This is a genomic window from Methylocaldum szegediense (assembly GCF_949769195.1).
Taxonomy (GTDB): Bacteria; Pseudomonadota; Gammaproteobacteria; order Methylococcales; family Methylococcaceae; genus Methylocaldum; species Methylocaldum szegediense.
Map to the genome: position 1 here is coordinate 1,584,403 of NZ_OX458333.1, position 25,268 is coordinate 1,609,670.

A 25,268-nucleotide genomic window follows, 5' to 3' on the forward strand; every position below is an offset into this window, starting at 1 on the left:
CTCCCGGTGACGTGCCATCATGAAAATTCGGGAAGCATGAGTTCCATCGCGATCAGCTTTTCAGCGGCTCGCTGCGGATCGATTTGGTAGCTGCCGGATTGGACCAAGCCTGCGATACGGGCCACTTTTGCCTCGTCGATCGAAGGCTCGCTCAACAAGCGTTGTTTGATTTCAGAGAGCAAAAGTGACGTTTGAGACGATACACCGCCGATCGGTGTCGACAAGCTGCCGCCGGCAACGGGCTCCCTACTCTGTTTTTTCTGAAGTCCCCCCGCAGAAAGACTACCGACCGTGTTTTGAAGCTTGATTTCCATGACCGTATTCTCTTCGCAAAACCTCTTAGTGGTTATCGACCGCCACGCATTCGACTTTAGCGCCAAAGCCGGTTTTTTTCACCGCTCAAAGTTCAATCAATACGAGACCGGGACCGGCAACAGTGCCTTCAACAATTCTCGCTGACTGATCGTTACGAACACGTATACGCTGGCCGACCTCCCCGTCGCTCAGAGCTTCACCCGACATCTTCACTGCAAAGTGAGTGCTCTCGGCCTGGATGATGACCTTCTGTCCACGCCGGATCATTTTCGGCACAGTTATCCAGTCTGGACTCAATACCGCGCCGGCCGCCAAACTTCGTTTGACCGGTTTGTTCACCACCGGCTCGACAGACGTGAAAAAACGGCCGTGCAGCTCTCCGAGCTCTCGTCTTTGCAAGTCCAAATCGGCCTCGGTGAGTATGGCCCCATGCCTGACAGCTTTCTTGAGCACCACGACATCACGGTATACCTTGACGCGAACCTTGTTGTATACCGTCCAGGGACGGCTTCCTACGCAGCGCACGCCCACGGAAAGAAAACCGCTCTCGCGTTGTCCTGGCGGAAAGAACGCTTCCAATGGCTGCTCGCACAGCGGGAGACGCAAACGATCGTCAAGCTTCATCGGCTCCGCCTGAAAATCTTCGTTCCTCTGACGGAAATCCGACTCGATGAGCGACATCATTGCGGCCATGATCGACTCATGGGACTGCAGCCGTTCCACTGCCAAAGCGCCAGGCATGGCCAAGGCGAGCAGGAGCGCGAATTTTGGTTTGCCTCGCATGGATAACCTCCGGTAGTCCCGAAAATCTTGCACAGAATGTGCCGCACGACCCTCAAGCAGAGAAATCACTTGCCGCTACAATTGAGTCAGCGTCAATCTTTCTTTCCTGGAACGTCACAATGCCAAGCCTACTCGAAGGCGTAGATCAACGAACCAAGCTTGCGGGGCATAATCGCCTGGAGCTGCTGCTGTTCAAGCTCACGAGCAACCAACGCTTCGGAATCAACGTATTCAAGGTGCAAGAGGTCATCCAATGTCCACCTCTGGTTCAACTGCCGAAATGCCATCCGGTCATTTGCGGGGTGGCCCACTTGCGCGGCAAGACCATACCCGTGATGGATCTCTCTATGGCCATCGGCGCTCGCCCGCAGCCGCGCGACGGCAGCGGCTATGTCATCATTACCGAATACAACCGGTCCACCCAAGGATTCCTCGTTAACACTGTCGACCGCATCATCAACATGGGATGGCATCAGATTCAGCCTCCACCAAAAGGCACCGGCAAAGAGACTTATCTTACCGCCGTAACACAATTCGAGAAGGAGCTCATAGAAGTCATCGATGTTGAAAAAATCATGAAGGAAGTCATGGGGGGAAGCGATCGTGTCTCGAGCGGCGTGATTGACGAGAATGGCAAGACCCCTGGGCAGCATGTGCTAGTCGTGGATGATTCGTTCGTGGCCCGGAATCAGATTCTGCGCGTCCTGGAACAACTTGAAGTGGAGAGCACGGTCGCCAAGGACGGACAAGAGGCATTGGATATCCTCGAACGCTGGAAATCCGAAGGAAGGAAATTGAGCGAATTCCTGGCCATGATCATTTCCGATATCGAAATGCCGCGCATGGACGGCTATACACTCACAGCCAACATACGCAAAGATCCCGCCATGAAAGACCTCCACATACTGCTCCATACCTCCTTAAGCGGTGTGTTCAATCAGGCGATGGTGGAAAAAGTCGGTGCCGACGAGTTTCTGGCTAAGTACGATCCGGACGAGCTTGCGCGGGTCGTGCAGCAGCGGCTCAAGGAACATGCCGAGAAGGGCCACGGAACCTGAGGAATTCTGAACCAGCCGAGCCGACAACAGGCGAACGCCATTCTTAAAGCGCGTCTATCGGAGTATTCATGAATTCGGATTTAACTCCGGAACAGTTCGCGGTGTTTCAGAAATTTCTCGTGGACGCCTGCGGGATCTGGCTCGGCGAAAGCAAACAATACTTGGTCAAGAATCGTTTGACTGGCCTTCTGAAAGAGAGTGAATATTCGTCTGTCACGCAGTTGATCGGTGCACTGCGTAGCGATGCCGTTCCCGCCAGCCTCAAAGCCCGTATTATCGATGCCATGACCACGAATGAGACTTTTTGGTTCCGCGACAACGCCCATTTCGAAGAACTTCGAAAGGTCCTCCTTCCCGCATGGGCGGCCGATAAGACCCGCGGCACGCTGCGAATTTGGTCCGCGGCCTGCTCATCGGGGCAGGAACCTTATTCGATCGGCATCTGCGTCGAGGAGTTCTTTCGTTATGATTGGACCGGCATCAAAAGGAGCGTACAGATCATCGGGACCGATATCTCGGAATCGGTTTTGACTGAAGCGACTCAAGCCATTTACAGCGAATTGGCGCTCTCGCGCGGACTCGACGAAACACTGAGATCCCGCTATTTCGAGCGTTACCAGGACAAATGGAAACTAAAACCGGAAATCGTCGATCGTGTCCGCTTCCAGCAATTCAACCTGCTCAAGCCGTTTGCAGCACTGGGCCGCTTCGACATCGTCTTCTGCCGCAACGTGCTGATTTATTTCTCTGAGGAACTGAAGCGCGATATCTTGGTGCGCATCGCCAAAGTGCTCAATCCGGGAGGCTATCTCTTCTTGAGCAGCACGGAATCCCTACCGGCCGGACTCGATGCGTACGAAACCGTTCGCGGTGCCTCCTGCCGCTATTACCGTCTAAAGCCAACGTTCTGACACCGCCCGGCAAATTTGCCGCCGCAAGCGGCGAAAAATTGCCGCAGGCCGGTCCCGCTCCCGCGCCAAACTATGCAAGCCTTTGTTAATACAAAGGCTTTAGGCATGGCATACCTCGTGCTTAAGGTCCGGCAAGCAGCAACGAGGATATGCGTATGACGATCAACTTCGATAATGCCTTAGGCATTCATCCCCTGGCACTGAAACTCCGCGATCGGCGCACTGAGCTGCTGGCCTCCAACCTGGCCAATGCCGATACGCCGAATTACAAGGCTCGCGACCTGGACTTCCGTGCCGTGTTGCAGGGCGTGACTCCGCCCCCGCTCCGTCTCGCTGCCACGCACGCGAGGCATCTGGCGGCGACGGCGCCGGGTTCACAGGGAGAAGCGCTGTTTCGTCTGCCGTCGCAGCCCAGCCTGGACGGCAATACCGTGGAAACGGAACAGGAACAGATGCGTTTCGCCGAAAACGCGGTGCAATACCAGGCCACGCTCCGCTTTCTGAACGGCAAGATCTCTTCCTTGAAAACGGCGCTGACGGGAGAATGAGTATGTCCTCATTCAAGATCTTCGATATCGCAGGCTCCGCCATGGCCGCCCAATCGCTGCGGCTCAATCTGGTGGCCAGCAATCTGTCCAATGCCGACAGCATCAGCAGCAGCATCGAGCAGACTTACCGATCGCGCCAGCCGGTGTTTGCGGCACAGCTTCAGGAGGCCATCGACAAGCGCAGCGCGCCGGTCGGCGTGCAGGTGCTCGGCGTGGTCGAGAGCCAGGCGCCGCTACGCATGGAATACGCGCCGGACCACCCGATGGCCAACGCCGACGGCTATATCTTCAGGCCGAACGTCAATACGATCGAGGAATTGACGAATATGATGTCCGCGTCACGCTCCTACCAAGACAATGTCGAGGTGGCGAATACCGCGAAGCAATTGATGCTCCAGACTTTACGACTCGGCCAAACCTGAGGTAACGAATCATGAGCATCGACATCAACACGCTTCATTCCCTCGGCCTGGCCGAAACCTCGGCACCGGTTCGTAAGCGTAACGAATTGGGGCAAGACGATTTTCTCAAGCTGATGGTCACCCAGCTGACTAGCCAGAATCCTTTAAAGCCCCAGGACGGCGCCGAATTCGTCAACCAGTTGGCACAGTTCAGCACGGTAACGGGAATCCAGCAGCTGCAATCCTCGTTCGCCGACTTCGCCGCGGCCGCCAACAACGGACAAGCTCTGATGGCTGCAAACCTGGTTGGGCGATCCGCGCTGGTCGCGTCCGACAAAGCCATTCTGGCGACGAACGGTACCGTCCAGGGCGAGTTGAACATTCCGTCCGATGCCTCGAACGTTTACATCCGAATCATGGATAAGAACGGTACCTTGGTCCGCACATTGGAACTCGGGCAGCAAAGCGAAGGACCGTTGTCGTTTGAATGGGACGGCAAACTGGATGATGACCTGCACTTCGCAGACCCCGGACTATACAAAATCAAAGCCGACGCGGTCATCGCCGGCCAGACCCTGGCACTCGAAACGCACATCGCCGCTCCTGTGGAAAGCGTGACCATGGGCGCCGCCAAGGGTATGGAAATCCATCTCGACGGTCTCGGACGTTACACCCTGGGCGATATCCGGGCGGTCCTTTGATAACTCTAATCTCGAACGAGGTAAGACATGGCCTTTAACACTGCCCTGAGCGGCTTGAATGCCGCATCCAATATGCTCTCGGTGACCGGCAACAACATCGCCAACGCCAATACCACGGGATTCAAGAAATCACGTTCCGAGTTCGCCGATGTCTATGCCAGCAGTTTGGGCGGCACGCCCGGAGCCGGCGTCCGGGTCACCAACGTGGCGCAACAGTTCACCCAGGGCAACCTCGACTTTACCGAGAACAACCTCGACCTTGCGATCAGCGGCGAAGGCTTCTTCGTCCTCGGCGACAACATCAACAACATCAACGAACGGGTCTATACCCGCGCCGGTTCTTTTCACATGGACCGGGAAGGCTACGTGGTCAACCACCTCGGCCAGCCGCTGCTGGTCTATGCGCCGAACGGCGAGACCGTCGAGGAAGGCTTCAGTACCGGCGTATTCCAGACCTTGCGGCTCGATTCCACGCAAGGTCTGCCGAAAGCCACGAGCTCAATCGACATGAGCGTCAACCTGGACTCCCGACAAACCGTGCCCGCTACATCGCCGTTCAACCCGGACGACCCCACCAGCTACACCCACGCAACATCGGTCACGATCTACGACTCGCTGGGGAACACTCATGTTGCGACCAGCTATTACGTCAAAGGCGCGACGCCGAATACCTGGGACATGTACGTCTACGTAGACGGGCAAGATATGCTGGACGGCGGAGCCAACAACCCCACCGCCCTGGTTTTCGATCCGGACGGGAAACTCTTAACGGTAAACGGGGGCTCGGCGACGACCTTCACGACTCAGAGCAAACTCATCAATCCCAGCGCTCAGCCCATCGCGTTCACGATAGATCTCGCCGGGTCGACCCAATTGGGCAGCGCGTTCAGCGTCAATACTTTGAACCAAGACGGTCTAACTATCGGTCGGCTCACAGGCGTCGACATCGACGACACCGGTGTCGTTCTTGCCCGTTTCAGTAACGGCAGCTCCAAACCCTTAGGCCAGGTCGCCATGGTTCGATTCCAAAACCCGCAGGGACTATCCAAGCTCGGCGATACCACCTGGGCGGAAAGCGCCAACTCCGGCGTACCTATCAACGGTGTAGCTGGAACCAGCAGCTTCGGCACTATAAAAGCTGGCGCCCTCGAGGGATCAAACGTGGATTTGGCGCAGCAACTCGTCAATCTGATCATTGCCCAGCAGGCTTACCAAGCGAACGCGCAGACCATTTCCACGGAAAACACGATCACCCAGACGCTGCTCAACATTCGTTAACGCTCTATAGCCGGGACTTCCAATCATGGATCGCGCCCTTTATGTCGCCATGAGCGGCGCCAAGCAAATCCTGCTGGCGCAAGCTTCCAACGCCAACAATCTCGCGAATGCGAATACGCCGGGCTTTCGTGCCGACTTCGAACAGCTTCGCTCCATGCCGGTGTTCGGAAACGGCTACCCCAGCCGGGTTTACGCTATGACCGAACGGCCCGGCACCGATTTGTCTATGGGCTCCTTGCAAACCACCGGCCGCGACCTCGATGTCGCAATCAACGGCGAAGGGTGGATCGCAGTGCAGGCGAGGGATGGTAGCGAAGCCTATACCCGGGCCGGCAACCTGCAAATCACGCCCAGTGGACAGCTGGTCACCGGCAGCGGTTTGCCGGTGCTCGGCAACGCCGGTCCCATCGCCATTCCGCCCGCGCAAAAAGTCGAGATCGGTACGGACGGAACGATCAGCATCGTTCCTCAGAATGCCAACCCTGCCGCCCTGGCGATTCTCGACCGGATCAAACTGGTCAAACCTGACAAATCGCTCCTCGAAAAAGGCGAAGATGGGCTGATGCGAGTCCGAAACGGCGCTCCGGTGGCTGCTACCAACGAGGTTCAACTGGTCACCGGCTCGCTGGAGGGCAGCAATGTCAGCACGGTGGAGGAACTGGTGCAGATGATCGAGCTGGCGCGCCAATTCGAATACCAGATCAAGCTGATGAAAACCGTGGAAGACAACGGCAATGCAGGCACCACGCTCATGCGGATTGGATAAAGACACTCCAAGAGGTTCAAGACCATGACCACCCCTTCCCTTTGGATCGCCAAGACCGGCCTGGACGCGCAGCAAACCCAGATGTCGGTGATTTCGCATAATCTAGCCAACGTCAACACCACTGGTTTCAAGAAGGAACGGGCTCTGTTCGAGGACCTGCTTTACCAGAACATACGACAAGTCGGTGCTCAGGCCACGCAAAACACGACGCTGCCGTCCGGCCTGCAACTCGGCACCGGCGTCCGCACCGTTGCCACGGAAAAAATCCATACTCAGGGCAACATCCTCCAGACCGGGAACTCCCTGGACATCGCCATCAACGGCCGCGGCTTTTTTCAGATCCTGATGCCGAACGGTGATATCGCCTATACCCGGGACGGTTCTTTCAAGCTGGATTCCAACGGGCAAGTCGTCACCAACGGCGGCTACCCGCTGGAACCCGCGTTAACCGTGCCTCAGGACGCCTTGAGTATCACTATCGGCTCGGACGGAACGGTATCCGTCCTGCAACCGGGCACCGCCGCGCCCAACATCATCGGCGAGATTCAACTGGCGGATTTCATCAATCCGACGGGCTTGGAACCCGTCGGCGAGAACCTCTATCGCGAGTCGGTATCGAGCGGCCCACCCATCGTCGGGATTCCTGGAGAAGACGGCATCGGAAAGCTGGTCCAGGGCTCCTTGGAAACCTCGAACGTCAACGTAGTGGAGGAGTTGGTCAATATGATCGAAACCCAGCGCGCCTACGAAATGAACTCCAAGGCCATCGCGACTACGGACGAGATGCTCGGTTTCGCCACCAACACCCTGTAATCGACGCGATGAAATACACGGCACTCTGTCTTATCCTGTTGATCTTGAACGGCTGCGCCTCCATCCTCAATCCGCCACCGCGCCGGGATCCGGCCTACGCACCGGCCCGTCCCGAAGATATGACACCGCCTATGCAGAATCCCGGTGCCATTTTCCAGTCCGGTTACGACATACGGCTGTTCGAAGACCACAAAGCTCGGCGCGTCGGCGACATCCTCACCATCCGCCTGGTCGAAAGAACGAACGCACAGAAGGATGCCGACACCAAGGCCGACCGTTCGGCAGTCACCCAGATCAAAGCGCCCATGCTGATGGGACAGGAAGCCGCCGAGATTCTGGGCTATAACGTCGCGACCAGTTTGGAATCGACGCACAAGTTCGAAGGCAAGGGCGAAAGCAATCAGAGCAATCTCTTGACCGGAAACATCAGCGTGACCGTGGTCGAAGTTCTGCCCAACGGCAATCTACGCGTACAGGGCGAAAAGCGCGTGGGTCTGAACCAGGGCAATGAATACATCAAACTCTCGGGACTGGTGCGCCCGGTCGATATCGACACCACCAATAGCGTGGACTCCACCAAAGTCGCCGACGCGACGTTCATCTACAACGGCGAAGGCGTGGTGGCTGACATCAACCGCATGGGATGGCTGCAGCGGTTCTTCACCAGCATTTTGTTCCCGTTCTGAGCGATGGAGGTAAGGCCGTGAAAGCATTCTTCCCACGCACAGTCCTAACCGTGGGACTCCTGGGTCTCGCCCTGTTGCATTCTCAAGCAATGGCGGAACGCATCAAGGACATCGCTTCCATCGCCGGCGCTCGAAGCAACCAGCTGATCGGCTACGGTCTGGTGACGGGGCTAAACCGTACCGGCGACTTAACCCGGTTTACCAGCCAAACCCTACGCAACATGATGCTCCAACTCGGTATAACCGTGCCGCCCGGAATCGATCTCCGATCGAGAAACATCGCCGCCGTATCCGTGACAGCCGAACTCCCTCCCTTTGCCAAGCCCGGACAGACAATCGACGTCAACGTGTCATCCCTAGGAGACGCTAAGAGTCTCCGCGGCGGCAGCCTCTTGATGACGCCGCTCAAGGGTGCCGACGGCCAAGTCTATGCCGTCGCGCAAGGCAATCTCGTGGTCGGGGGACTCAGTGCGCAAGGACTGGATGGCTCCAAGATCACCGTCAACGTGCCCAGTTCCGGCAGAATTCCGAACGGGGCCACCGTCGAGCGCGAAGTTCCGACCGGATTCACGCAAGGCAGCCATCTGATGCTCAACTTGCATACGCCCGATTTCACGACCGCCAATCAAATCGCTGACATGATTAATCGAACCTACGGCGGAAGCGTAGCGCGCCCGGTGGATGCGGCTTCGGTGCAGGTGGCCGCGCCGCGCGATCCGGCTCAGCGCGTCTCGTTCACGTCCTTGATCGAGAATCTCGAAGTGAGTCCGGGTGAAGCCCCTGCCAAGGTCATCGTGAATTCAAGGACCGGCACCGTCGTCATCAGCAGCCATGTCCGGGTTCAGCCGGCGGCCGTGACGCATGGCAATCTTTCGGTAACCATCAGCGAAAACCCGATCGTCAGCCAGCCTCCTGCCCTATCTAGGGGTTCGACTGCGGTGGTGCCCCGCTCCGACATAACCGTGAACGAGGAAGCGAACCGCATGTTCGTCTTCAACCCCGGCGTATCACTGGATGAGATCGTGCAGGCTGTTAACCGCGTCGGCGCCGCGCCGAGCGACCTGGTTGCTATCCTGGAGGCCCTGAGAAGCGCCGGAGCACTCAGAGCCGAGCTGATCGTCATTTAGGAGAAACGGCATGATTAAGCAAACCGGCCTGGCCGATGTCTACACCGATTTCAACGGAACCGCCCGGCTCAGGAACCAGGCGAAACAGGATCCGAAAGCGGCGCTGAACGAAACCGCCCGGCAATTCGAGGCGCTGTTCATCCAGATGGCCGTGAAGAGTATGCGCCAAGCGGTACCGAACGGCGGACTCACGGACGGCAAACGATCGCAGATGTTCCGCGACATGTACGATCAACAACTAGCGGTGGAACTCGGCAAACGGACCAGTCTGGGTTTTGCCGATTTGCTGGTCCGGCAACTGGGTGGCGACCCATCCCCCGATAACGCGAAACCCGGCATGAGCTTGAACGATTACCGCAGCAGCGCACCGGTGAAACCCAGAACGGCATCTTTCGAACACGCGACAAACGAAAGTCCGAAATCAAGCGCTCAAAACACCGCTCGAGCGAACAACAGCGGTCGCACGCCTCACCGGACCGCCGATACCGCCTCGCAAGTCAAACCATTCGCCAATCCCGAAGAATTCGTAAACGCGCTTTGGCCTCACGCCCAGGAAGCGGCTGCGGAATTGGGCGTCGACCCCAAACTGCTGCTGGCGCAGGCGGCATTGGAAACGGGCTGGGGAAAATCCATGGCGGCGCGAGGAAATAACGACCACAGCCATAACCTCTTCGGCATCAAAGCCGACCGACAATGGGACGGACGCCGCATCGTCGCCCGCACGTTCGAATACGCCGACGGTCAAATCATACGGAACAGAGCGGCATTTCGCGCCTACGATGATTACGCCGAAAGTTTCCGCGACTACGTACAGTTCCTCAAAACCAACCCGCGTTATGCGGCGGCCCTGAAACACGCTGACGACCCAAGGCGGTTCATGGCTTCCCTACAAAAAGCCGGCTACGCAACCGATCCGAACTATGCCCGCAAAGTGCTCTCCATATACAAGGGACATCGTGCGTTCGAAAAACTGCCCGTTGCCTGATCCAGTCTTCAGTTAAGACGTTCGCTGCCGATAACAGGCGTAGAAACACAATGCAATGAGAGTGGTTGATTTATGGCTAGTGGACTTCTCGGCATAGCGACATCCGGACTGATGGCGGCTCAGCGCGGACTCGCGACCACCGGGCACAACATCGCCAATGTCAACACAGAGGGTTACAGCCGGCAAAGAACCGAACAAATCGAACGCTTGCCGTCGTTTACCGGCGCGGGTTTTATCGGTAACGGTGTCGACATCGCATCCATTACCCGCTCCTACGACAGTTTCCTCAGCACCCAACTCAGAAGCAGCCTTTCCGCGCATGGCGAACTGTCGGCGTATCACGCCATGGCCTCGCAGATCGACAATTTCATCGCCGATCCCGACGCCAGTTTGTCGCCTTCGCTCCAATCGTTCTTCAACGCGGTCCAAGACGTAGCCAACGATCCCACATCGATTGCCGCAAGACGCGTGATGCTGAGCGAGGGCGAAACCTTGGTTCACCGTTTCAACATCATGAACGGGCGCATGGACGAATTGCGCAGCCAGGTGAATCAAAGTCTGAGTACCAATATCGACGAGATCAACGGTCTGGCAAGAGGGATCGCCGGCTTGAACGAGCGCATCGTCGCCGCCTATAACCAGGCGGGCAAAGCACCAAACGATTTGCTCGATCAGCGCGACTTGTTGGTGGAGCGACTGTCAGAGAAAGTCGGCACGAGCGTGTACGAACAAAAGGACGGGTCTTTGAACGTCTTTATCGGGAACGGGCAGGCGCTGGTCATGGGCACGACGGCAGGCCAATTGAGTCTGCAAAGCTCGGCGTATGATCCCAATGAGAAAGACATCGCCATCACGACCGGCGGCTCCAGCACCGTAGTCATTACCGGCGCCATCAGTGGCGGAGAAATCGGTGGATTGCTGCGTTTCGTCAGCGAAGTGCTCGATCCGGCGCAAAACGCCATGGGCCGCATCGCCGCAGGGCTCGCCGCCACGTTCAACGCCCAGCATGCGGCCGGCTCCGACTTGAACGGAAATCCCGGCACCAACTTCTTTTCGGACGTTAGCGATACGGCGATAGGCCAGTACAGCTGGTTCAAAAAACAGACAAACACGGGAACAGCAGCACTAACCATTGCCTTCGACAACGCTGCCGGAAACGGCCCTGCCGATTTGACGGCCAGCGACTACCGGCTGGATTTCGACGGCACCGAGTACAGGCTCACCCGCTTGAGCGACAACTACTTGTTTCCTCCCAATACCACTGGAAACTTCACCGTAGACGGATTGAGCATCAGCGTCACCGGTTCCGCGGCCGCCGGCGACAGCTTTCTCATTCGCCCGTTCCGGCGAGTGGCCGGCGATCTGAGCGTGTCGCTGACCGACCCCCGTGAAGTCGCTGCAGCCGGGACACCCTTTGCCGGCCCCGGCGACAACACCAACGCCCGCGCCCTGGCTCAGCTGCAGGCGACGCCCGCGCTCTTGGGCGGTAAAGCCACTTATCAGGATGCCTACAATGAAATCGTGGGCGATGTGGGCACGCGAACCCACGCCGCCGAAATCGACCGCACCGCTCAGGAGCAGTTGCTCGACCACGCCCGGCAGGCTCGCGACTCAGTTTCGGGCGTCAATCTCGATGAGGAAGCGGCCAATCTGCTGAAGTATCAACAGGCTTATCACGCCGCGGCCCAATTGATTCCCGCTTTAAACAATATGTTCGACGCGCTGATCGGAGCCGTGAGGAGATAAGTATGCGCATTTCGACGCCTTTGATGGAACGACTCGGCATCGATGCCATCCTCCGACAGCAAGCCAAGTTATCCAAAACCCAATTGCAAATCTCGACCGGCCAACGCATTCTGACGCCCTCGGATGACCCCAGCGCAGCAGTACGTGCGCTAGACCTCAAGGAATCGCTGGAAAACTACCGGCAGTTTCAGTCCAATATTCAGGCGGTTCGTTCGAGACTCGAATTCGAAGATTCCGTCTTGGCGGGAGCTGATAACGTGTTGCAGCGGGCGCGCGAATTGACGATCCAAAGCCTCAATGACACGCTGAGCCCCAGCGACCGCCGCGCCATCGGACAAGAAATGCAGCAACTGCTGGACGAAATGCTCGGACTCGCGAATACGCGTGACGCCAACGGCGAATATATTTTCGCCGGCTTCCGCTCGGATACCGTACCGTTCGTATTCGATAGCAACCGAACGCCGCCGATTTACATTTACCAAGGCGACAAAAATCAGCGTCTACTCCAAATCGCCCCCCAGCGCCCCATGGCCGATGGCGATTCCGGATTTGCGGTCTTTGAAGATATTCCTTCGGATTCAGGCGCAAACGCAATCGCTGCTTTTGGCGGCAGGCAGAGCATACTCAATACTTTGCTTTCCCTGACCAAAGCGTTGAACGGACAATTCAGCGCGTCCCACGGCACCATCGTGGGAACGAAAGACCTATCAGCCGGCATCGATTACAGCAGTGTCCCTCCCAAGAGCTTCGATCTGACCGTGGACGGCACGTTGGCGACCATTGTCATCCCCGCGGCGAATTACGCTTCAGCCGACGAACTCGTCGTCGCCGTAAACAACGCCATCGACGGTACTGCTTTGGAAGGAACGGTGGTTGCGCAACACCGATCGGGGTTCATCGAGTTCGTCTCTAAAACCTCCGGAGCTACATCGTCGGTAATGATCAGCGACGACGCCGACGGCGTTTTAACCGATCTGGGCTTCACCGACTCCCAAATCGGCACAGGCGCCGACGTCACATTCCACGATGCCGCCAACGCCGCTCTGAAGGATATCGATGCGGCTCTGCAAAACATCCTGGACACCCGCGCGAGCGTCGGTGCACGGTTGAATGCGTTGGACCAACAAGAAGACGTTCACGACAAATTTATTCTCGATACTCAGGCCAATCTTTCCGAGCTGCAAGATCTCGACTACGCCGAAGCGATCAGTCGCTTCAACATACAGCTGGTTGCGCTACAGGCCGCGCAGCAGGCTTATGTTAAAGTTCAAGGTCTGTCCCTTTTCAATTATCTTTAAGCTTTAAACGCGCAGCTTCCCGATATAGGCACTTTCGGGCGCACTCGCACGCCCGAATTTATTTGCGGACGATTGGTCGCTGAACCAGGCGTTCCCGATCGGATGAGAACGGAGTGTGGTTAGAAACATCAAGCTTGCTCTGAAACTGGTCCTGCGCGATTGGCGCAGCGGTGAATTGACCATCCTGATGGCCGCCCTGCTGATCGCGGTAGCCAGTTCCACCGCAGTCAGCCTCTTAGGCGACAGATTGACCCGCACGATGAGCCTCCAGGCAGCCGAGTTCCTGGCGGCGGACCTCGTCGTCGCAGGCCATCAGGAACCACCGCCTGTCTGGCGGCAACAGGCCTCCGCACAAGGGCTACGGGTTTCCGGAACCGCCGAGTTTTCCAGCGTACTGATCGAGAACGACGAATTGCTGCTGGTGGGCGTCAAAGCGGTCGAAGAAGGATATCCGCTGCGCGGCGCCCTTCGCACCACCCTTGGCGAGGTCACAGCCGCGACCGAGACACACGACATCCCCAACCGCGGTGAGGCATGGGTAGAACAACGCGTGCTGACGGCCTTGGGTCTGAACTTGGGCAGCGAGATCACTGTAGGCGAAAAACCATTACGGATCACCCGCATCCTCACCCACGAACCCGACCGCCGCGGCGATCTTTACAGCCTCCAGCCGCGAGTGCTGATGAATCGTGCCGATGTCGCCGAAACACGTGTCATTCAGCCCGGCAGTCATGTCCACTATTATGAATTGTTTGCCGGGGACGAGCCCGCGCTACGTGCCTTCAAGCAATGGATCAAACCCCAATTGCATCCGGGCCAACGCATTCTGGACGTGCACGATGATCGCCCTGAGTTGGGCAACGCCCTGACTCGCGCGGAACGCTATCTGGGGTTGACGAGCATCGCCGTGGTGCTGATTTCAGGCGTCGCGATCGCTATGACCGCCCGCCGCTACACCGAGCGGCATTACGACATGACTGCTATGCTCAAATGTCTGGGAGCCCGAGAGCGGGATGTGCTCGGGATCTACACCGCTTTATTCCTCATCGTTGGCCTCATCGCCAGCACCCTCGGCTGCGCGTTGGGATATCTGGCGCAATACGGCGTGGTACAACTGTTACGCTCTCTTTTGCCCCAGACCTTGGCCAGCCCGGGATGGCTCGCGGTGACTTTCGGTGCGGCCACGGGACTCCTGATCCTGTTCGGCTTCGCCCTGCCCCCCATACTCAGGCTGAAACGCCTTGCTCCCCTACGCGTATTGCGCCGCGATCTTGAGCCGTTGCCGTCCAGCGCATGGTTGGTATTCGGGCTAGCCACACTTACCCTCAGTGCGCTTCTCTGGCGCTATACCAGCGATTGGATGATGACTATAAGCGTATTGGCAATTGCCGGCGCTGCGATCGCCTTATTCAGCGTAATCGGCTTGTCGATGCTAAGTCTAGGGCGCTTGCTGGTGCCTTACGTCTCGCTGTCGTGGCGGTTCGGTCTCCAACATCTGACCCGTAGGCCGCGACTCGGAGTCAGCCAGATACTCGCCTTCGCTGTGACCTTAGTGGCCATGCAGGTCAGCGTGTCGGTACGCACCGAATTACTGCAGGAATGGAAACGCCAACTGCCCGAAGATACTCCCAACCACTTCGCGCTCAACCTATTCGACACCGATTTGCCGCGATTCCGCGAGACCCTGAGCCAAGAAGGCATCGTCAGCAGCGATTACTATCCCATCGTGCGGGGACGGCTGACCGCCGTTAATGGCAAAGACGTTTTCGACATCGTGCACAAGGACTCACGGGCCGAAGCGTCCATCAATCGCGAACTTAGCCTCACTTGGGCTTCGAATTTGCCGCCGGGCAATCGAGTGGTTCGGGGCAGATGGGTAGACGGAAGCGCCCCAATGAGCGTTTCGGTGGAAGCAGAACTTGCCAAAAGCCTAGGTATTGAACCTGGTGACAAACTCACCTTCAACATCGCGGGAGAAGAGCTTATCGCCAACGTCGTCGGTACCCGCAGCGTACGCTGGGACACCATGACGCCCAACTTTTTTATGATCTTTTCGCCGGGGAGTCTTGACAGGTATCCACATACCTGGCTTACCAGTTTTTATGTGCCGCCGGAACGAAAAACGGCGCTCGGCCATCTGGCCAAAGCATTCCCAAGCATGACGGTCCTCGAAGTGGACGCCCTCTTGAAGCAGTTTCAGAACATCCTGCGGCAAGTAACCGGCGCTATCGAATACGTTCTGCTTTTGGCTTTGGCGGCCGGGTTTACGGTGTTATTCGCCGCAGTCCGAGCAACCCTGGATGAGCGCATTTACGAAGACGTCTTGCTTCGAACCATGGGTGCCAGCCGGCGCCTACTGCGGAATGCCCAATGGGTGGAATTCGCCTCGCTCGGATTTCTGGCCGGCATTCTAGCGTCCGCCATTAGTGAGGCGATCGCATGGACTTTGTTCAGCCGGGTTTTCGACTTAGCGTATCGCTTCCACTGGGAGGCGTGGCTGGCGACTCCCGCATTAGGGGCGCTGGTGGTCGGATTGGCGGGCTATTTGAATACGCGCTCAGTTGTAAAAAACAGCCCGATGCGCGTGCTGAGGGAACTTTGAATTCCGTACGGGCCTAACGCTTCAGTCTAGGAACAAGAAACGGCGATGGGCGAACACTCTTACGCACATCGCCGTTTCCATCAGCCGCCCTTGACGTTGACCTTAGAGGTCCAACCGCTCTTTCCCTGGCAATCGCCGTCCAGCACTTTCACTTTTACGAACGGCAATTGGCCAACGATCATCTCTTCCTCGACCGTCGCCCTAGTTCCGGCCTTAGTCAGACATACGTTTTGATCCTTATCTTCTTCCGCTTCCGAGGCGCTCATCAGTCCAGGCGTGCTCGTCAATTGCGATCCGCCGCCGTTCGGATTGTCCAAGATCACTTGCTGACCGACAGACAAGGCTGTCTTGACCTGTACCTCATGGCCGCCGCCACTTATCGCAAGCACGAGAACGATTACCACTAATGCGCCGATCGCCGCGTAAAGAACTTTCGGATTGCTCTTTAAGGTCTCTACAATGCCTTGAGCGGCTTTACTCGGGGTATTCTCTTCGGACATTACGCTGTACCTCCTCTTATAAGTTCTTATCGCCTCCCGGGTTCACGAACGAACGCTCTGGAGCAGGCGCAAATTACCATGTTGTAAACGGGTTGCAAACAGTTAATTTGCTCGTTCGGCACCACTCGAGAAACGAACAAGAAACAGTGCACTTTACCACGCTTCGTACTGGTACTTGCGTTCGAAGAGCTCCTCATCCGCACAGGGACAAGGAGTCACGCTCGTCAGCGGATGGTCTAAGCCTTCGCAACAGGCAAGCCTATCCGGTCGCGCTTTTTCCTGAACGGTTTTCTGCTGGATAGAATGTTTTACTATCGACCCCATAAAAGATCATGAGCGACTCGAAAAAACTTCCGTCACAATCCGAAAGCCGAGACATACAAGCATTTTTGGATAAACTCGCACGAACGCCTACGGTTAAGCCGGCTGGACGCAAGGGTCGTCTCATCTTTGCCCTGGACGCAACAGCAAGCCGCGAACCCACCTGGCGGGAAGCCTGCCGCATCCAGGCCGAGATGTTCGACACGGCTGCGGCTCTCGGCGGCTTGGAAATCCAACTCTGTTATTACCGCGGCATGACGGACTTCGAAGCCTTTCCCTGGTTTGTCCGCGCCGAAGATTTGCGGCGACGGATGGCCGATGTGGATTGCCTTGGAGGCTACACGCAGATCGCCAGGGTTCTACAGCATGCTTTGCAAGAAACGCGGAAAAGCAAGGTCGACGCGTTGGTGTTCGTTGGCGACTGCATGGAAGAAAATGTCGACGAACTTTGCAAGCTTGCTGGGGAGTTGGGGCTTCTGGGCGTTAAAGCCTTTGTGTTTCAAGAAGGTTTCGATCCCACTGCCGAATTTGCCTTCAAACAGATCGCCAGACTGACGCACGGCGCCCATTGTCGCTTCAACGCCGGAAGCGCACAGCAACTTCGCGATTTGCTGACTGCCGTTGCGACCTATGCTGCCGGTGGAATAAAAGCTCTTGAAAACCTTGGCCGCAACCGAGGCGGGATTGTTCTACAGTTGGCTCGACAAATAAGCAGATCTTGATTCAGCTCATTCTTCTCCTCTTCCTTATCTTTCTGGCTGTACTCACGGTGCGTCGTTTTCTTGGCTCGGCGCCACCGGAAGCAATCGCGAAAAAATTTCGCCGTGGGCTGATGTGGGCGGCGATTCTTGCCCTACTGGTTCTGGCCGCCAGTGGACGGCTGGGCTGGCTAGTCCCTCTGATCGGCGCGCTGATCGCCGCCGTGGTACGGCTCGCTCCAGTCGTTCTTCACCTTTTGATTCAATATGCGCCTCTCATACGGCACTGGTATCAGCAGAAAACGGCGACCCAGCGGCCGGCCTCCTACGGTAGCGGGAACACTTCATCTGTCGAGTCGCGTTTTCTGCGTATGCAGCTCGACCATTCCACCGGAGAAATCGCTGGCTTCGTGCTGAGAGGGCTCTATGCTGGGTCCAGCCTGGCCGATCTGGGGCTAGAACAATTGCGCGAGCTGTATGCCGCTTATGTCCGCGACGATCCTGAGTCCGCTTCCTTGCTGAAGGCTTATATCGAACGCGTCCACGGCGCTTCCTGGCAAGAGAGCGAAGAAAGACCCAAAAACCACGACGACGGCAAGATGACGGTTGAAGAAGCGTATCGCGTCTTGGGCATTCAACCCGGCTCTCCACGCGAAGTCGTCATCGACGCCCATCGCCGCCTCATGCAGAAGCTTCATCCTGACCGCGGTGGCTCTGACTATCTCGCCGCCAAAATCAATCAAGCCAAAGACGTTCTGCTCGGACGATAGAAGTCGCTAGGCTCGATAACGGAGCAAGCCTAACGCTCTTGAAGTGTTCTCGAAAACCGCCTTCCCGGCGGTTTTTACTCTCCGCTAGGTCCAGACCCGGTACCCGCCAGCTTTTTTCCCCGACGACCTTGATCGCCCCGGAGCATCCGCCGAGTCTCCCCAAAACTTGCAATTTCGAGAAATTTCATTCGCAAACTGTGACCTTACTCACGAAAAAGCCACTAAAGAAAACATTTAACGGGCCGATATTAGAGATAACCGTCAAAAACCCGTCACGGGGAGATCGTTTCAACGGCAAAACGCCATTTTTCCGATGCAGCCAGTGATTCGCCGGAACAAAGTAGTCGCGAACGATCCGCAGAATCACAGCAACTGCGAGCTTGTGTGAACGTTGGCACGATAAATGGTTTGACACTGATCGCGATAGCTCTCATCAGCGGAGTTCTCAATGACGGTAGGGTTTACCAAATAGGTTATCGATAACAGATCAATTGCGTGGGGGTATTGGTATGTCTGAACCAATTGCGGACGAATTGAAAACCTATGGAGAAGCCGGCTTATACGACGACGGGGCCGCATTTATCGACGATTTCGAAGTAGACCAGGAATTTGAAGACGAGACCCCGATCTGGAACGACACGGAGTTCGACGCTGTTGATTCCGAATATCAGTACGACGCCACACGCCTTTATCTCAAGGAATTGGGAAGTTCTCAGCTACTCACCGCGGACGAAGAAAAGTACTACGGTCGTTTGGCTAGAAAGGGTGACCCCGCCGCCCGTAAGAAAATGATCGAAAGCAATTTACGGTTGGTGGTAAAAATTTCCCGTCGTTACTTGAATCGTGGATTACCCCTACTCGACTTGATCGAAGAAGGAAACCTGGGATTGATCAGAGCCGTCGAGAAGTTCGAGCCGGACCGTGGCTTTCGTTTTTCGACTTACGCCACGTGGTGGATACGGCAAACGATTGAACGTGCTCTCATGAATCAAACACGTACGATTCGCCTTCCGATTCATGTCGTAAAAGAGATGAACGTTTATCTGAAGGCGTACCGTCATTTGGCCGTCACAATGCACCACGACCCGAGTCCGGAAGACGTAGCGAAATACCTGAACAAACCGGTAAAGACGGTCGAAAAAATGCTCAAACTAAACGAACGAGTCGTTTCGATCGATGTTCCTTTCAAGAAAGATTCGGAAAAGTCCCTGGTGGAATGCATTTCCGAAGAAGACAAACCTTCGCTTCCGGAAACTCTGCAAAGTGAAACTATTTCCAATAATTTATCCGTATGGCTTGATCAACTGACCGATAAGCAACGGGAAGTCATCTCCAGGCGATACGGTCTCGGTAGCTACGACCATTCAACCCTAGAGGAAGTCGCCACAGTAATGGGCGTTACTCGAGAAAGAGTACGGCAGATTCAAATGGAAGCACTAAATCGCCTCCGCGATATCTTGGAAACCGATGGCTATACCGCGGATACAATCTTTCATTGATTGGATCGTTTAGCTGTCGCGTCTCGTGTGATTATTTACCGAGAAGGAGTTATGCTCTGTTCGAAGCCCGGAGCCTTCTCCAGGAGATATTCGGTTCGTCCAAGTGAGGTTTCTCTCCATGCAGATTCGTCTTCATAAGAACGCCCGTACCACCCCGGCCGTTCGGCAGGCCATTCAAGCGTCCACGTTGAGCGAGCGCGCCTTGGCCCAAAAGCATGGCATTAGCCGAACGACCGTCCGCAAGTGGAAACACCGCTCCTCGGTCGAAGATGCCTCACACCGGCCCCACACCCTCAGAACCACGCTCACGCCCGCCCAGGAAGCCATCGTGGTCTACCTCCGCCAAGCTCTGCTCCTCCCCTTGGATGATCTCCTGGCCGTGACCCGGGAATTTCTCAATCCCGCCGTGTCCCGTTCCGGGCTAGACCGCTGCCTGCGCCGCCACGGGGTGGCGTCCCTCAAGACCCTGCTTCCGCCTACAGAGAAGGCGAAGGTCAAACCCTTCAAGGCCTATGAGCCCGGCTTCCTTCACCTGGATGTTAAGTACTTGCCCGCCATCGACGGCGAACCCCGCCGATACCTGTTCGTCGCCATCGACCGCGCCACCCGCTGGGTCTATGTCGCCCTCAAGCCCAACCGCTCCGCCTTAAGCGCAAAGGACTTCCTCAAAGCGGTGATTCAGGCCGCGCCTTTCCGCATCCAGAAATGCCTGACCGACAACGGCTCGGAGTTTACCGACCGTTTCCTGACCCGAACTCGGCAGCCCTCGGGGACGCATGAGTTTGACCGCCTCTGTACTGAACAAGGCATCGAACATCGCCTGATTCCGCCGGGCCGGCCCCAAACGAATGGCCTGGTGGAACGCTTCAATGGCCGCATCGAGGAGGTGTTGCAAACCCATCACTTCGATTCAACCGCCGATCTGGACACCACCCTGCACCGCTATGTCGAGCTGTACAATCATCACATTCCCCAAAAGGCCTTAGGCCATCTCACCCCGATCCAGGCTCTCAAAAACTGGCAACTGTCCCATCCTCATCTTTTTCGAAAGAAGGTTTACGATCTTGCGGGACTTGACATTTAGCTTCGGAACGCTTTGCTGGAAACTTTCGCCCAAGGGAGCGCCCAAAAACGACTGACATTCACGTCACATACTAATCAGGCTTTCGGGCCGGAAAATCTCAATCTGTCCGGCTCCGAAAGCGGCCGTTAATAGGGTTCTAGCGAGCCGGCACCGCATGATCTATACACACGAGAGCGGAAAACCGTTAGTGAAAAACGGACGAACGATGTCTTGAGTCTAATGAATGCTCTCTCCATCCTCTTCGACACCCCACTGCCCTGCCGCAGTCCCCGCTCACTGGGCGGACCGTTGAATACTCAACCCGTGTGCCGGAACAGAGTTTGTAAGCGACGGTGAGCTGCCGGCCGTTCCGGCGGGTGAAACCCCTCTGAAAACCTAGGCGCCAACGCCGGGCGATACGCAGGCATGTATTCGCCTTGCCCGTAACAACGGGATCTGTTCCTTTACCGCTGGCAAGGCATAACCAGCGAGCCCAAAAGTAAGAATTTGTCCCTACGAATCGGCCTCAGAAAGAAGACGGCTCAAAGCCGTCTTAAAATTCGGTAGAATCAATGGCCAGCAGGGCGCCCGGCCCCACTCGGACAGTCATCGGAAAAGAACCAATGCCCCGTGAAAAGATCTATGACGTACCGCCGGACATAGCGGCTCGAGCGCATATTGACGAAGCGCTTTACCAGAAGATGTACGAGCAATCCATAAAGGATTCAGATCGATTCTGGGCTGCGCAAGCCGAGCGCTTCGTGGATTGGTTCAAACCCTGGGACAAGGTGCAAGATTGCGACTTCAGCACTGCCCGTATCCGTTGGTACGAAGGCGGCAAGCTGAATGTCAGCTATAACTGCCTCGATCGCCACCTGCCGGAAAAAGGCGATCAGATCGCAATAATCTGGGAAGGAGACGATCCCGCGCTCGACAAGACGCTCACCTATCGTGAACTGCACGAGCAAGTCTGCCGGTTCGCCAATGTCTTGAAAAAGCATGGTGTTCAAAAAGGCGACCGGGTGTGCATTTATCTTCCAATGATCCCCGAGGCGGCGGTGGCTATGCTCGCCTGCACCCGAATTGGCGCCATGCACTCTATTGTGTTCGCCGGCTTCTCGGCTGAGGCTTTGCGCGATCGCATCCTGGATGCCGACTGCCGTTATGTCATTTGCGCGGATGAAGGGCGGCGTGGAGGAAAAACCGTACCGCTGAAAGCCAATGTCGACGCCGCATTACAGGCTTGCCCGAATGTAAAAACGGTGTTCGTTGTTCGAAATACTGGCGGGACGATCGAGTGGGATAACCGAAACGCATGGTATCACGATGAGATCGCGGCGGCGTCGCCCGATTGCCCGCCCGAACCCATGGACGCCGAAGATCCTTTGTTTATCCTCTACACGTCGGGATCCACCGGAAAACCGAAAGGTGTCCTTCACACGACCGGGGGCTATTTGGTCTACGCGGCGATGACCCACCTGTATGTGTTCGATTACCGCCCGGGCGAAATCTTCTGGTGTACCGCCGACATAGGCTGGATCACAGGACATTCCTATACGGTGTACGGTCCCCTGTGCAACGGTGCAACTACGCTCATGTTCGAGGGCGTTCCCACCTACCCGGCTCCCGATCGTTTTTGGAAGGTCGTCGATAAACATAGGGTCAATATTTTTTATACGGCCCCTACTGCCATCCGCGCCCTGATGGCCCAGGGAGATGATTGGCTCTCGAGCACGCGCCGAGACAGTCTGCGGATTCTCGGCTCGGTAGGCGAACCCATAAACCCGGAAGCCTGGGAGTGGTACTACCATCAGGTAGGGCGAAGCCGCTGCCCCATTGTCGATACGTGGTGGCAGACGGAAACCGGTGGAATACTGATCACTCCTCTGGTTGGCGCCACCCCTCTCAAAAAAGGATCCGCAACACGTCCGTTTTTTGGCGTCGTACCCGCCATAGTAGATACCCAGGGCAATGTACTGGAAGGCGTCTGCGAGGGCGTGTTGACGCTCACACGCTCCTGGCCCGGGCAGGCCCGCTCGGTATTCGGCGATCACCAGCGTTTTTTCGATACCTATTTCTCGACTTACCCAGGCAAATACTTCACTGGGGACGGGGCCAGACGCGACGCCGATGGCTATTACTGGATCACTGGACGCGTCGACGACGTTCTAAACGTCTCGGGGCACCGCCTGGGAACCGCGGAAATCGAAAGTGCTTTGGTTGAGCACGACAGCGTAGCTGAGGCCGCCGTCGTGGGTTATCCGCATGGCATCAAAGGACAGGGGATCTACGCTTACGTCACGTTAGTGACCGGTGTCACGCCAAGCCCCGAACTTGAACAGGAATTATTGCAGCTGGTCCGCAAAAAGATAGGCCCGATTGGAACACCCGATGTCATTCAATGGGCGCCGTCGCTTCCGAAAACCCGCTCCGGCAAAATCATGCGGCGTATACTACGGAAGATCGCAGCTAACGATATTGACGATCTCGGAGATATTTCCACCTTGGCCGATCCTACCGCGGTCGAGGACATCATACGAAACCGAGCCAACCAAAGTTAAGAACATTTCACACTATCGGAGATCATTTAATGAAACTCATCACCGCGATCATTAAACCGTTCAAGCTTGACGATGTGCGGGAGGCATTGTCCGAAATAGGGATCAGCGGCATTACGGTAACGGAAGTGAAAGGTTTTGGGCGGCAAAAAGGACACACCGAACTTTATCGCGGCGCCGAATATGTCGTCGATTTCTTGCCCAAGGTGAAAATCGAAGTAGCAGTGACCGATAGCATGGTCGATCAGGCCGTCGATTCCATCATCAAAGCCGCCAATACAGGCAAGATCGGCGACGGCAAAATATTTGTAACCAACTTGGAACAGGCCATTCGAATTCGAACCGGCGAAACCGGCGACCAAGCCATTTGATTTTGCCCTATGCGGCGGGGCCGCTATCCGTCATGGTCTTCGCCGCGACTACGCATCTTCAATGGCAGGTTGGTGTTCTCGGCATATTTTTTCAGCGTCGCTTTCCGTAAGCCACTCCTTAGTCAGTCCGCACTGACGCGTCCCATCGTCTTGGATCAAGTGATGCCGGCAGGTCTTGCAAGAACCGAAGGTCTTCAGATTGTTTGCCGTCTGCAACTCTCTCAAAACACGATTCAACGACGCCGTAATCTCACTGCGGGAGTTTTCGGACAATCCGTTGACGGCAAATCTGAAGACATTGGGCGGAATGGAATCCGAGACCACACGCAAGCCTTCATCTGTCAGGTTCAGATGAACCACCCGCCTGTCGTTACGATCAGCCTGCTTCTCGATCAGGCCACTGGACTCTAAGACGCCCAAAGTCTGAGATACCGTTCCCTTGGTCAGTCCCAAGTAATCGGCCACCGCAACCGGCGTGTTGCTGTATCGATTGCATCGGCTCAAATAGTGAAGTGCTTCTAACTGAACCGGCTGCAACCCTCTTGCGATGCCCATCCTCCGCACGTCCGTCCGGATGAGGTTGGCGATACGTTCCAAATAGTCGTAAATCAAATCGGTATTCATATACATCTAATAGTATCGGATCAACATTATATTGACAAAACCTTTGGCTTGTCGCTAGAGTTTGTATCGACACAACACCTATTGACATCCTATAGAAACGACAGGTCCTCTGGTCGTCGAGTGCGAACTGCCTATCACTTGGCGTTGTTCCAGCCGATAGCAGACGCACTCTTTTTTTCTCCGAAGGTATCGCCATCTCGATATGGATGTTTCATATGAACAACAACATCATCGTCGATCTGGCTACATCGCTGGCATCGGGGCGCTCCCCAGAAACGTTCCAGCCATTTCGGGTCTTGGGATCAAACATTCCCACCCTCATCAAGGCTCGAAAAAATGACTCCTCCCACTTAGTGAGTCTATGCAGAAGCCAGGTGACGCGTTATGCGCGACCTCCCGGAGAAAATTGAACGCGTCATTCTTCAAGGATTACGGCTAAGCAAAAGGGGTCGGCAAACAAGCGTCAACCGACTCCTCACGATCGCTGAGGCCAATCCGCATGGCGCAGACCGAGTCCCCATTTCCAATCTCATTACCGAAGAGGAAAAAATATGAGCCAAATCCACGTTTTTGACACCTACGCTCGCAGTGCGAGTGGGAAAATCATGCATTTCGATGTGGTACTTCCGGAAAACGATCCCGAAAAAGCCCTGGCATGCGCCCGCGAATGGCTTAAGTCCATCGGCGAAGAACATGCCGTGGTAAATGCCGAAAATTGTGCCTATTGCCACAGCGAACCACAGGCCCCTGCTGAAATGCAGAAAGATATTGAAACTAAAGGCTACGCCATCTATAAGATGGAAGGCTGCCCCCGATAACCCTATTTACTTTATGTGATTTAAGGCG

Annotated in this window: 25 protein-coding genes; 21 read left to right on the forward strand and 4 right to left on the reverse strand. The window is 56.1% G+C overall.

Going from position 1 to position 25,268, the window contains the following annotated elements; genetic code table 11:
• Window positions 1-17: 17 nt before the first annotated feature.
• Window positions 18-314: a flagellar biosynthesis anti-sigma factor FlgM gene (locus tag QEN43_RS06705; RefSeq protein WP_036268238.1), complete on the reverse strand. Its 297-nt coding sequence runs from the start codon at window positions 312-314 to the stop codon at window positions 18-20.
• Between the two features lie 85 nt (window positions 315-399).
• A complete protein-coding gene (flgA, locus tag QEN43_RS06710; RefSeq protein WP_051331608.1) occupies window positions 400-1,098 on the reverse strand; it encodes a flagellar basal body P-ring formation chaperone FlgA in 699 nt (232 codons plus the stop codon).
• Between the two features lie 119 nt (window positions 1,099-1,217).
• Here flgA and QEN43_RS06715 point away from each other — a divergent pair, with 119 nt between their 5' ends.
• From QEN43_RS06715 to QEN43_RS06780, 14 genes are all read left to right on the forward strand, one after another.
• Window positions 1,218-2,156, forward strand: coding sequence for a chemotaxis protein CheV (locus QEN43_RS06715; protein ID WP_026610230.1), 939 nt, complete (start codon window positions 1,218-1,220; stop codon window positions 2,154-2,156).
• Between the two features lie 68 nt (window positions 2,157-2,224).
• A complete protein-coding gene (locus QEN43_RS06720) occupies window positions 2,225-3,067 on the forward strand; it encodes a CheR family methyltransferase (protein ID WP_051331607.1) in 843 nt (280 codons plus the stop codon).
• 155 nt (window positions 3,068-3,222) lie between these two features.
• Window positions 3,223-3,615, forward strand: a complete 393-nt coding sequence (flgB, locus tag QEN43_RS06725; protein ID WP_026610228.1) for a flagellar basal body rod protein FlgB — start codon at window positions 3,223-3,225, stop codon at window positions 3,613-3,615.
• Window positions 3,616-3,617: 2 nt separating this feature from the next.
• Window positions 3,618-4,037, forward strand: a complete 420-nt coding sequence (gene flgC / locus QEN43_RS06730; RefSeq protein WP_026610227.1) for a flagellar basal body rod protein FlgC — start codon at window positions 3,618-3,620, stop codon at window positions 4,035-4,037.
• A gap of 11 nt (window positions 4,038-4,048) precedes the next feature.
• Complete coding sequence (locus tag QEN43_RS06735; protein WP_026610226.1) at window positions 4,049-4,717, forward strand: flagellar hook assembly protein FlgD; 669 nt, start codon at window positions 4,049-4,051, stop codon at window positions 4,715-4,717.
• Between the two features lie 27 nt (window positions 4,718-4,744).
• The gene (gene flgE / locus QEN43_RS06740; protein WP_317963865.1) at window positions 4,745-5,995 is read left to right on the forward strand and encodes a flagellar hook protein FlgE; all 1,251 of its coding nucleotides are present in this window, start codon (window positions 4,745-4,747) and stop codon (window positions 5,993-5,995) included.
• Window positions 5,996-6,020: 25 nt separating this feature from the next.
• Window positions 6,021-6,761 (forward strand): flagellar basal-body rod protein FlgF, encoded by a 741-nt coding sequence (flgF, locus tag QEN43_RS06745; protein WP_026610224.1) that lies wholly within the window; start codon window positions 6,021-6,023, stop codon window positions 6,759-6,761.
• 24 nt (window positions 6,762-6,785) lie between these two features.
• Window positions 6,786-7,574, forward strand: coding sequence for a flagellar basal-body rod protein FlgG (gene flgG / locus QEN43_RS06750; protein WP_026610223.1), 789 nt, complete (start codon window positions 6,786-6,788; stop codon window positions 7,572-7,574).
• An 8-nt stretch (window positions 7,575-7,582) separates the two neighbouring features.
• Window positions 7,583-8,260 carry a flagellar basal body L-ring protein FlgH gene (gene flgH / locus QEN43_RS06755; protein ID WP_026610222.1) on the forward strand — a complete coding sequence of 226 codons (678 nt, stop codon included), beginning with the start codon at window positions 7,583-7,585 and terminating at the stop codon, window positions 8,258-8,260.
• Window positions 8,261-8,349: 89 nt separating this feature from the next.
• Window positions 8,350-9,387: a flagellar basal body P-ring protein FlgI gene (locus QEN43_RS06760; protein ID WP_051331606.1), complete on the forward strand. Its 1,038-nt coding sequence runs from the start codon at window positions 8,350-8,352 to the stop codon at window positions 9,385-9,387.
• Window positions 9,388-9,397: 10 nt separating this feature from the next.
• On the forward strand, window positions 9,398-10,372 hold the full coding sequence (flgJ, locus tag QEN43_RS06765) for a flagellar assembly peptidoglycan hydrolase FlgJ (protein ID WP_026610220.1): 975 nt from the start codon (window positions 9,398-9,400) through the stop codon (window positions 10,370-10,372).
• 72 nt (window positions 10,373-10,444) lie between these two features.
• Window positions 10,445-12,118 carry a flagellar hook-associated protein FlgK gene (gene flgK, locus QEN43_RS06770; RefSeq protein WP_026610219.1) on the forward strand — a complete coding sequence of 558 codons (1,674 nt, stop codon included), beginning with the start codon at window positions 10,445-10,447 and terminating at the stop codon, window positions 12,116-12,118.
• A 2-nt stretch (window positions 12,119-12,120) separates the two neighbouring features.
• The gene (gene flgL / locus QEN43_RS06775; protein WP_026610218.1) at window positions 12,121-13,416 is read left to right on the forward strand and encodes a flagellar hook-associated protein FlgL; all 1,296 of its coding nucleotides are present in this window, start codon (window positions 12,121-12,123) and stop codon (window positions 13,414-13,416) included.
• 115 nt (window positions 13,417-13,531) lie between these two features.
• Entirely contained in the window at window positions 13,532-16,018 is a 2,487-nt protein-coding gene (locus tag QEN43_RS06780) for an ABC transporter permease (RefSeq protein ID WP_026610217.1), read from the forward strand.
• Window positions 16,019-16,098: 80 nt separating this feature from the next.
• Here the strand turns inward: QEN43_RS06780 and QEN43_RS06785 are convergent, their stop codons facing one another.
• Complete coding sequence (locus QEN43_RS06785; RefSeq protein WP_036268234.1) at window positions 16,099-16,518, reverse strand: hypothetical protein; 420 nt, start codon at window positions 16,516-16,518, stop codon at window positions 16,099-16,101.
• A 545-nt stretch (window positions 16,519-17,063) separates the two neighbouring features.
• On the opposite strand from QEN43_RS06785, the gene QEN43_RS06790 reads away from it, so the two are divergent.
• From QEN43_RS06790 to glnK, 6 genes are all read left to right on the forward strand, one after another.
• Entirely contained in the window at window positions 17,064-17,561 is a 498-nt protein-coding gene (locus tag QEN43_RS06790; RefSeq protein ID WP_202901101.1) for a vWA domain-containing protein, read from the forward strand.
• A complete protein-coding gene (locus QEN43_RS06795) occupies window positions 17,558-18,307 on the forward strand; it encodes a J domain-containing protein (RefSeq protein ID WP_026610214.1) in 750 nt (249 codons plus the stop codon). Before QEN43_RS06790 ends, QEN43_RS06795 begins: the two co-directional genes overlap by 4 nt.
• Window positions 18,308-18,816: 509 nt before the next feature.
• Window positions 18,817-19,806 (forward strand): RNA polymerase sigma factor RpoS, encoded by a 990-nt coding sequence (rpoS, locus tag QEN43_RS06800; protein WP_317963866.1) that lies wholly within the window; start codon window positions 18,817-18,819, stop codon window positions 19,804-19,806.
• A gap of 118 nt (window positions 19,807-19,924) precedes the next feature.
• Complete coding sequence (locus QEN43_RS06805; RefSeq protein WP_317963867.1) at window positions 19,925-20,890, forward strand: IS481 family transposase; 966 nt, start codon at window positions 19,925-19,927, stop codon at window positions 20,888-20,890.
• 602 nt (window positions 20,891-21,492) lie between these two features.
• Window positions 21,493-23,430: an acetate--CoA ligase gene (acs, locus tag QEN43_RS06810; protein ID WP_026610212.1), complete on the forward strand. Its 1,938-nt coding sequence runs from the start codon at window positions 21,493-21,495 to the stop codon at window positions 23,428-23,430.
• A gap of 29 nt (window positions 23,431-23,459) precedes the next feature.
• On the forward strand, window positions 23,460-23,798 hold the full coding sequence (gene glnK / locus QEN43_RS06815) for a P-II family nitrogen regulator (RefSeq protein ID WP_026610211.1): 339 nt from the start codon (window positions 23,460-23,462) through the stop codon (window positions 23,796-23,798).
• A 48-nt stretch (window positions 23,799-23,846) separates the two neighbouring features.
• On the opposite strand, the gene QEN43_RS06820 is transcribed toward glnK, so the two are convergent.
• Complete coding sequence (locus QEN43_RS06820; RefSeq protein ID WP_235726573.1) at window positions 23,847-24,428, reverse strand: MarR family winged helix-turn-helix transcriptional regulator; 582 nt, start codon at window positions 24,426-24,428, stop codon at window positions 23,847-23,849.
• A gap of 545 nt (window positions 24,429-24,973) precedes the next feature.
• Between QEN43_RS06820 and QEN43_RS06825 the strand changes: the two genes are divergently transcribed.
• Complete coding sequence (locus tag QEN43_RS06825; RefSeq protein ID WP_026610209.1) at window positions 24,974-25,240, forward strand: DUF2024 family protein; 267 nt, start codon at window positions 24,974-24,976, stop codon at window positions 25,238-25,240.
• Window positions 25,241-25,268 lie beyond the last annotated feature (28 nt).

Bases quoted from the DNA above. Each gene is read 5' to 3' on its own strand.
- QEN43_RS06820 (WP_235726573.1), bottom strand. From the start codon at position 24,428: ATGTATATGAATACCGATTTGATTTACGACTATTTGGAACGTATCGCC.
- flgH (WP_026610222.1), top strand. From the start codon at position 7,583: ATGAAATACACGGCACTCTGTCTTATCCTGTTGATCTTGAACGGCTGC.
- glnK (WP_026610211.1), top strand. From the start codon at position 23,460: ATGAAACTCATCACCGCGATCATTAAACCGTTCAAGCTTGACGATGTG.
- flgG (WP_026610223.1), top strand. From the start codon at position 6,786: ATGACCACCCCTTCCCTTTGGATCGCCAAGACCGGCCTGGACGCGCAG.
- rpoS (WP_317963866.1), top strand. From the start codon at position 18,817: ATGTCTGAACCAATTGCGGACGAATTGAAAACCTATGGAGAAGCCGGC.
- QEN43_RS06760 (WP_051331606.1), top strand. From the start codon at position 8,350: ATGGCGGAACGCATCAAGGACATCGCTTCCATCGCCGGCGCTCGAAGC.
- QEN43_RS06785 (WP_036268234.1), bottom strand. From the start codon at position 16,518: ATGTCCGAAGAGAATACCCCGAGTAAAGCCGCTCAAGGCATTGTAGAG.
- flgB (WP_026610228.1), top strand. From the start codon at position 3,223: ATGACGATCAACTTCGATAATGCCTTAGGCATTCATCCCCTGGCACTG.
- flgK (WP_026610219.1), top strand. From the start codon at position 10,445: ATGGCTAGTGGACTTCTCGGCATAGCGACATCCGGACTGATGGCGGCT.
- acs (WP_026610212.1), top strand. From the start codon at position 21,493: ATGCCCCGTGAAAAGATCTATGACGTACCGCCGGACATAGCGGCTCGA.
- flgA (WP_051331608.1), bottom strand. From the start codon at position 1,098: ATGCGAGGCAAACCAAAATTCGCGCTCCTGCTCGCCTTGGCCATGCCT.
- QEN43_RS06735 (WP_026610226.1), top strand. From the start codon at position 4,049: ATGAGCATCGACATCAACACGCTTCATTCCCTCGGCCTGGCCGAAACC.
- flgF (WP_026610224.1), top strand. From the start codon at position 6,021: ATGGATCGCGCCCTTTATGTCGCCATGAGCGGCGCCAAGCAAATCCTG.
- flgJ (WP_026610220.1), top strand. From the start codon at position 9,398: ATGATTAAGCAAACCGGCCTGGCCGATGTCTACACCGATTTCAACGGA.
- QEN43_RS06705 (WP_036268238.1), bottom strand. From the start codon at position 314: ATGGAAATCAAGCTTCAAAACACGGTCGGTAGTCTTTCTGCGGGGGGA.
- QEN43_RS06715 (WP_026610230.1), top strand. From the start codon at position 1,218: ATGCCAAGCCTACTCGAAGGCGTAGATCAACGAACCAAGCTTGCGGGG.
- flgE (WP_317963865.1), top strand. From the start codon at position 4,745: ATGGCCTTTAACACTGCCCTGAGCGGCTTGAATGCCGCATCCAATATG.
- QEN43_RS06720 (WP_051331607.1), top strand. From the start codon at position 2,225: ATGAATTCGGATTTAACTCCGGAACAGTTCGCGGTGTTTCAGAAATTT.
- QEN43_RS06805 (WP_317963867.1), top strand. From the start codon at position 19,925: ATGCAGATTCGTCTTCATAAGAACGCCCGTACCACCCCGGCCGTTCGG.
- flgL (WP_026610218.1), top strand. From the start codon at position 12,121: ATGCGCATTTCGACGCCTTTGATGGAACGACTCGGCATCGATGCCATC.
- QEN43_RS06825 (WP_026610209.1), top strand. From the start codon at position 24,974: ATGAGCCAAATCCACGTTTTTGACACCTACGCTCGCAGTGCGAGTGGG.
- flgC (WP_026610227.1), top strand. From the start codon at position 3,618: ATGTCCTCATTCAAGATCTTCGATATCGCAGGCTCCGCCATGGCCGCC.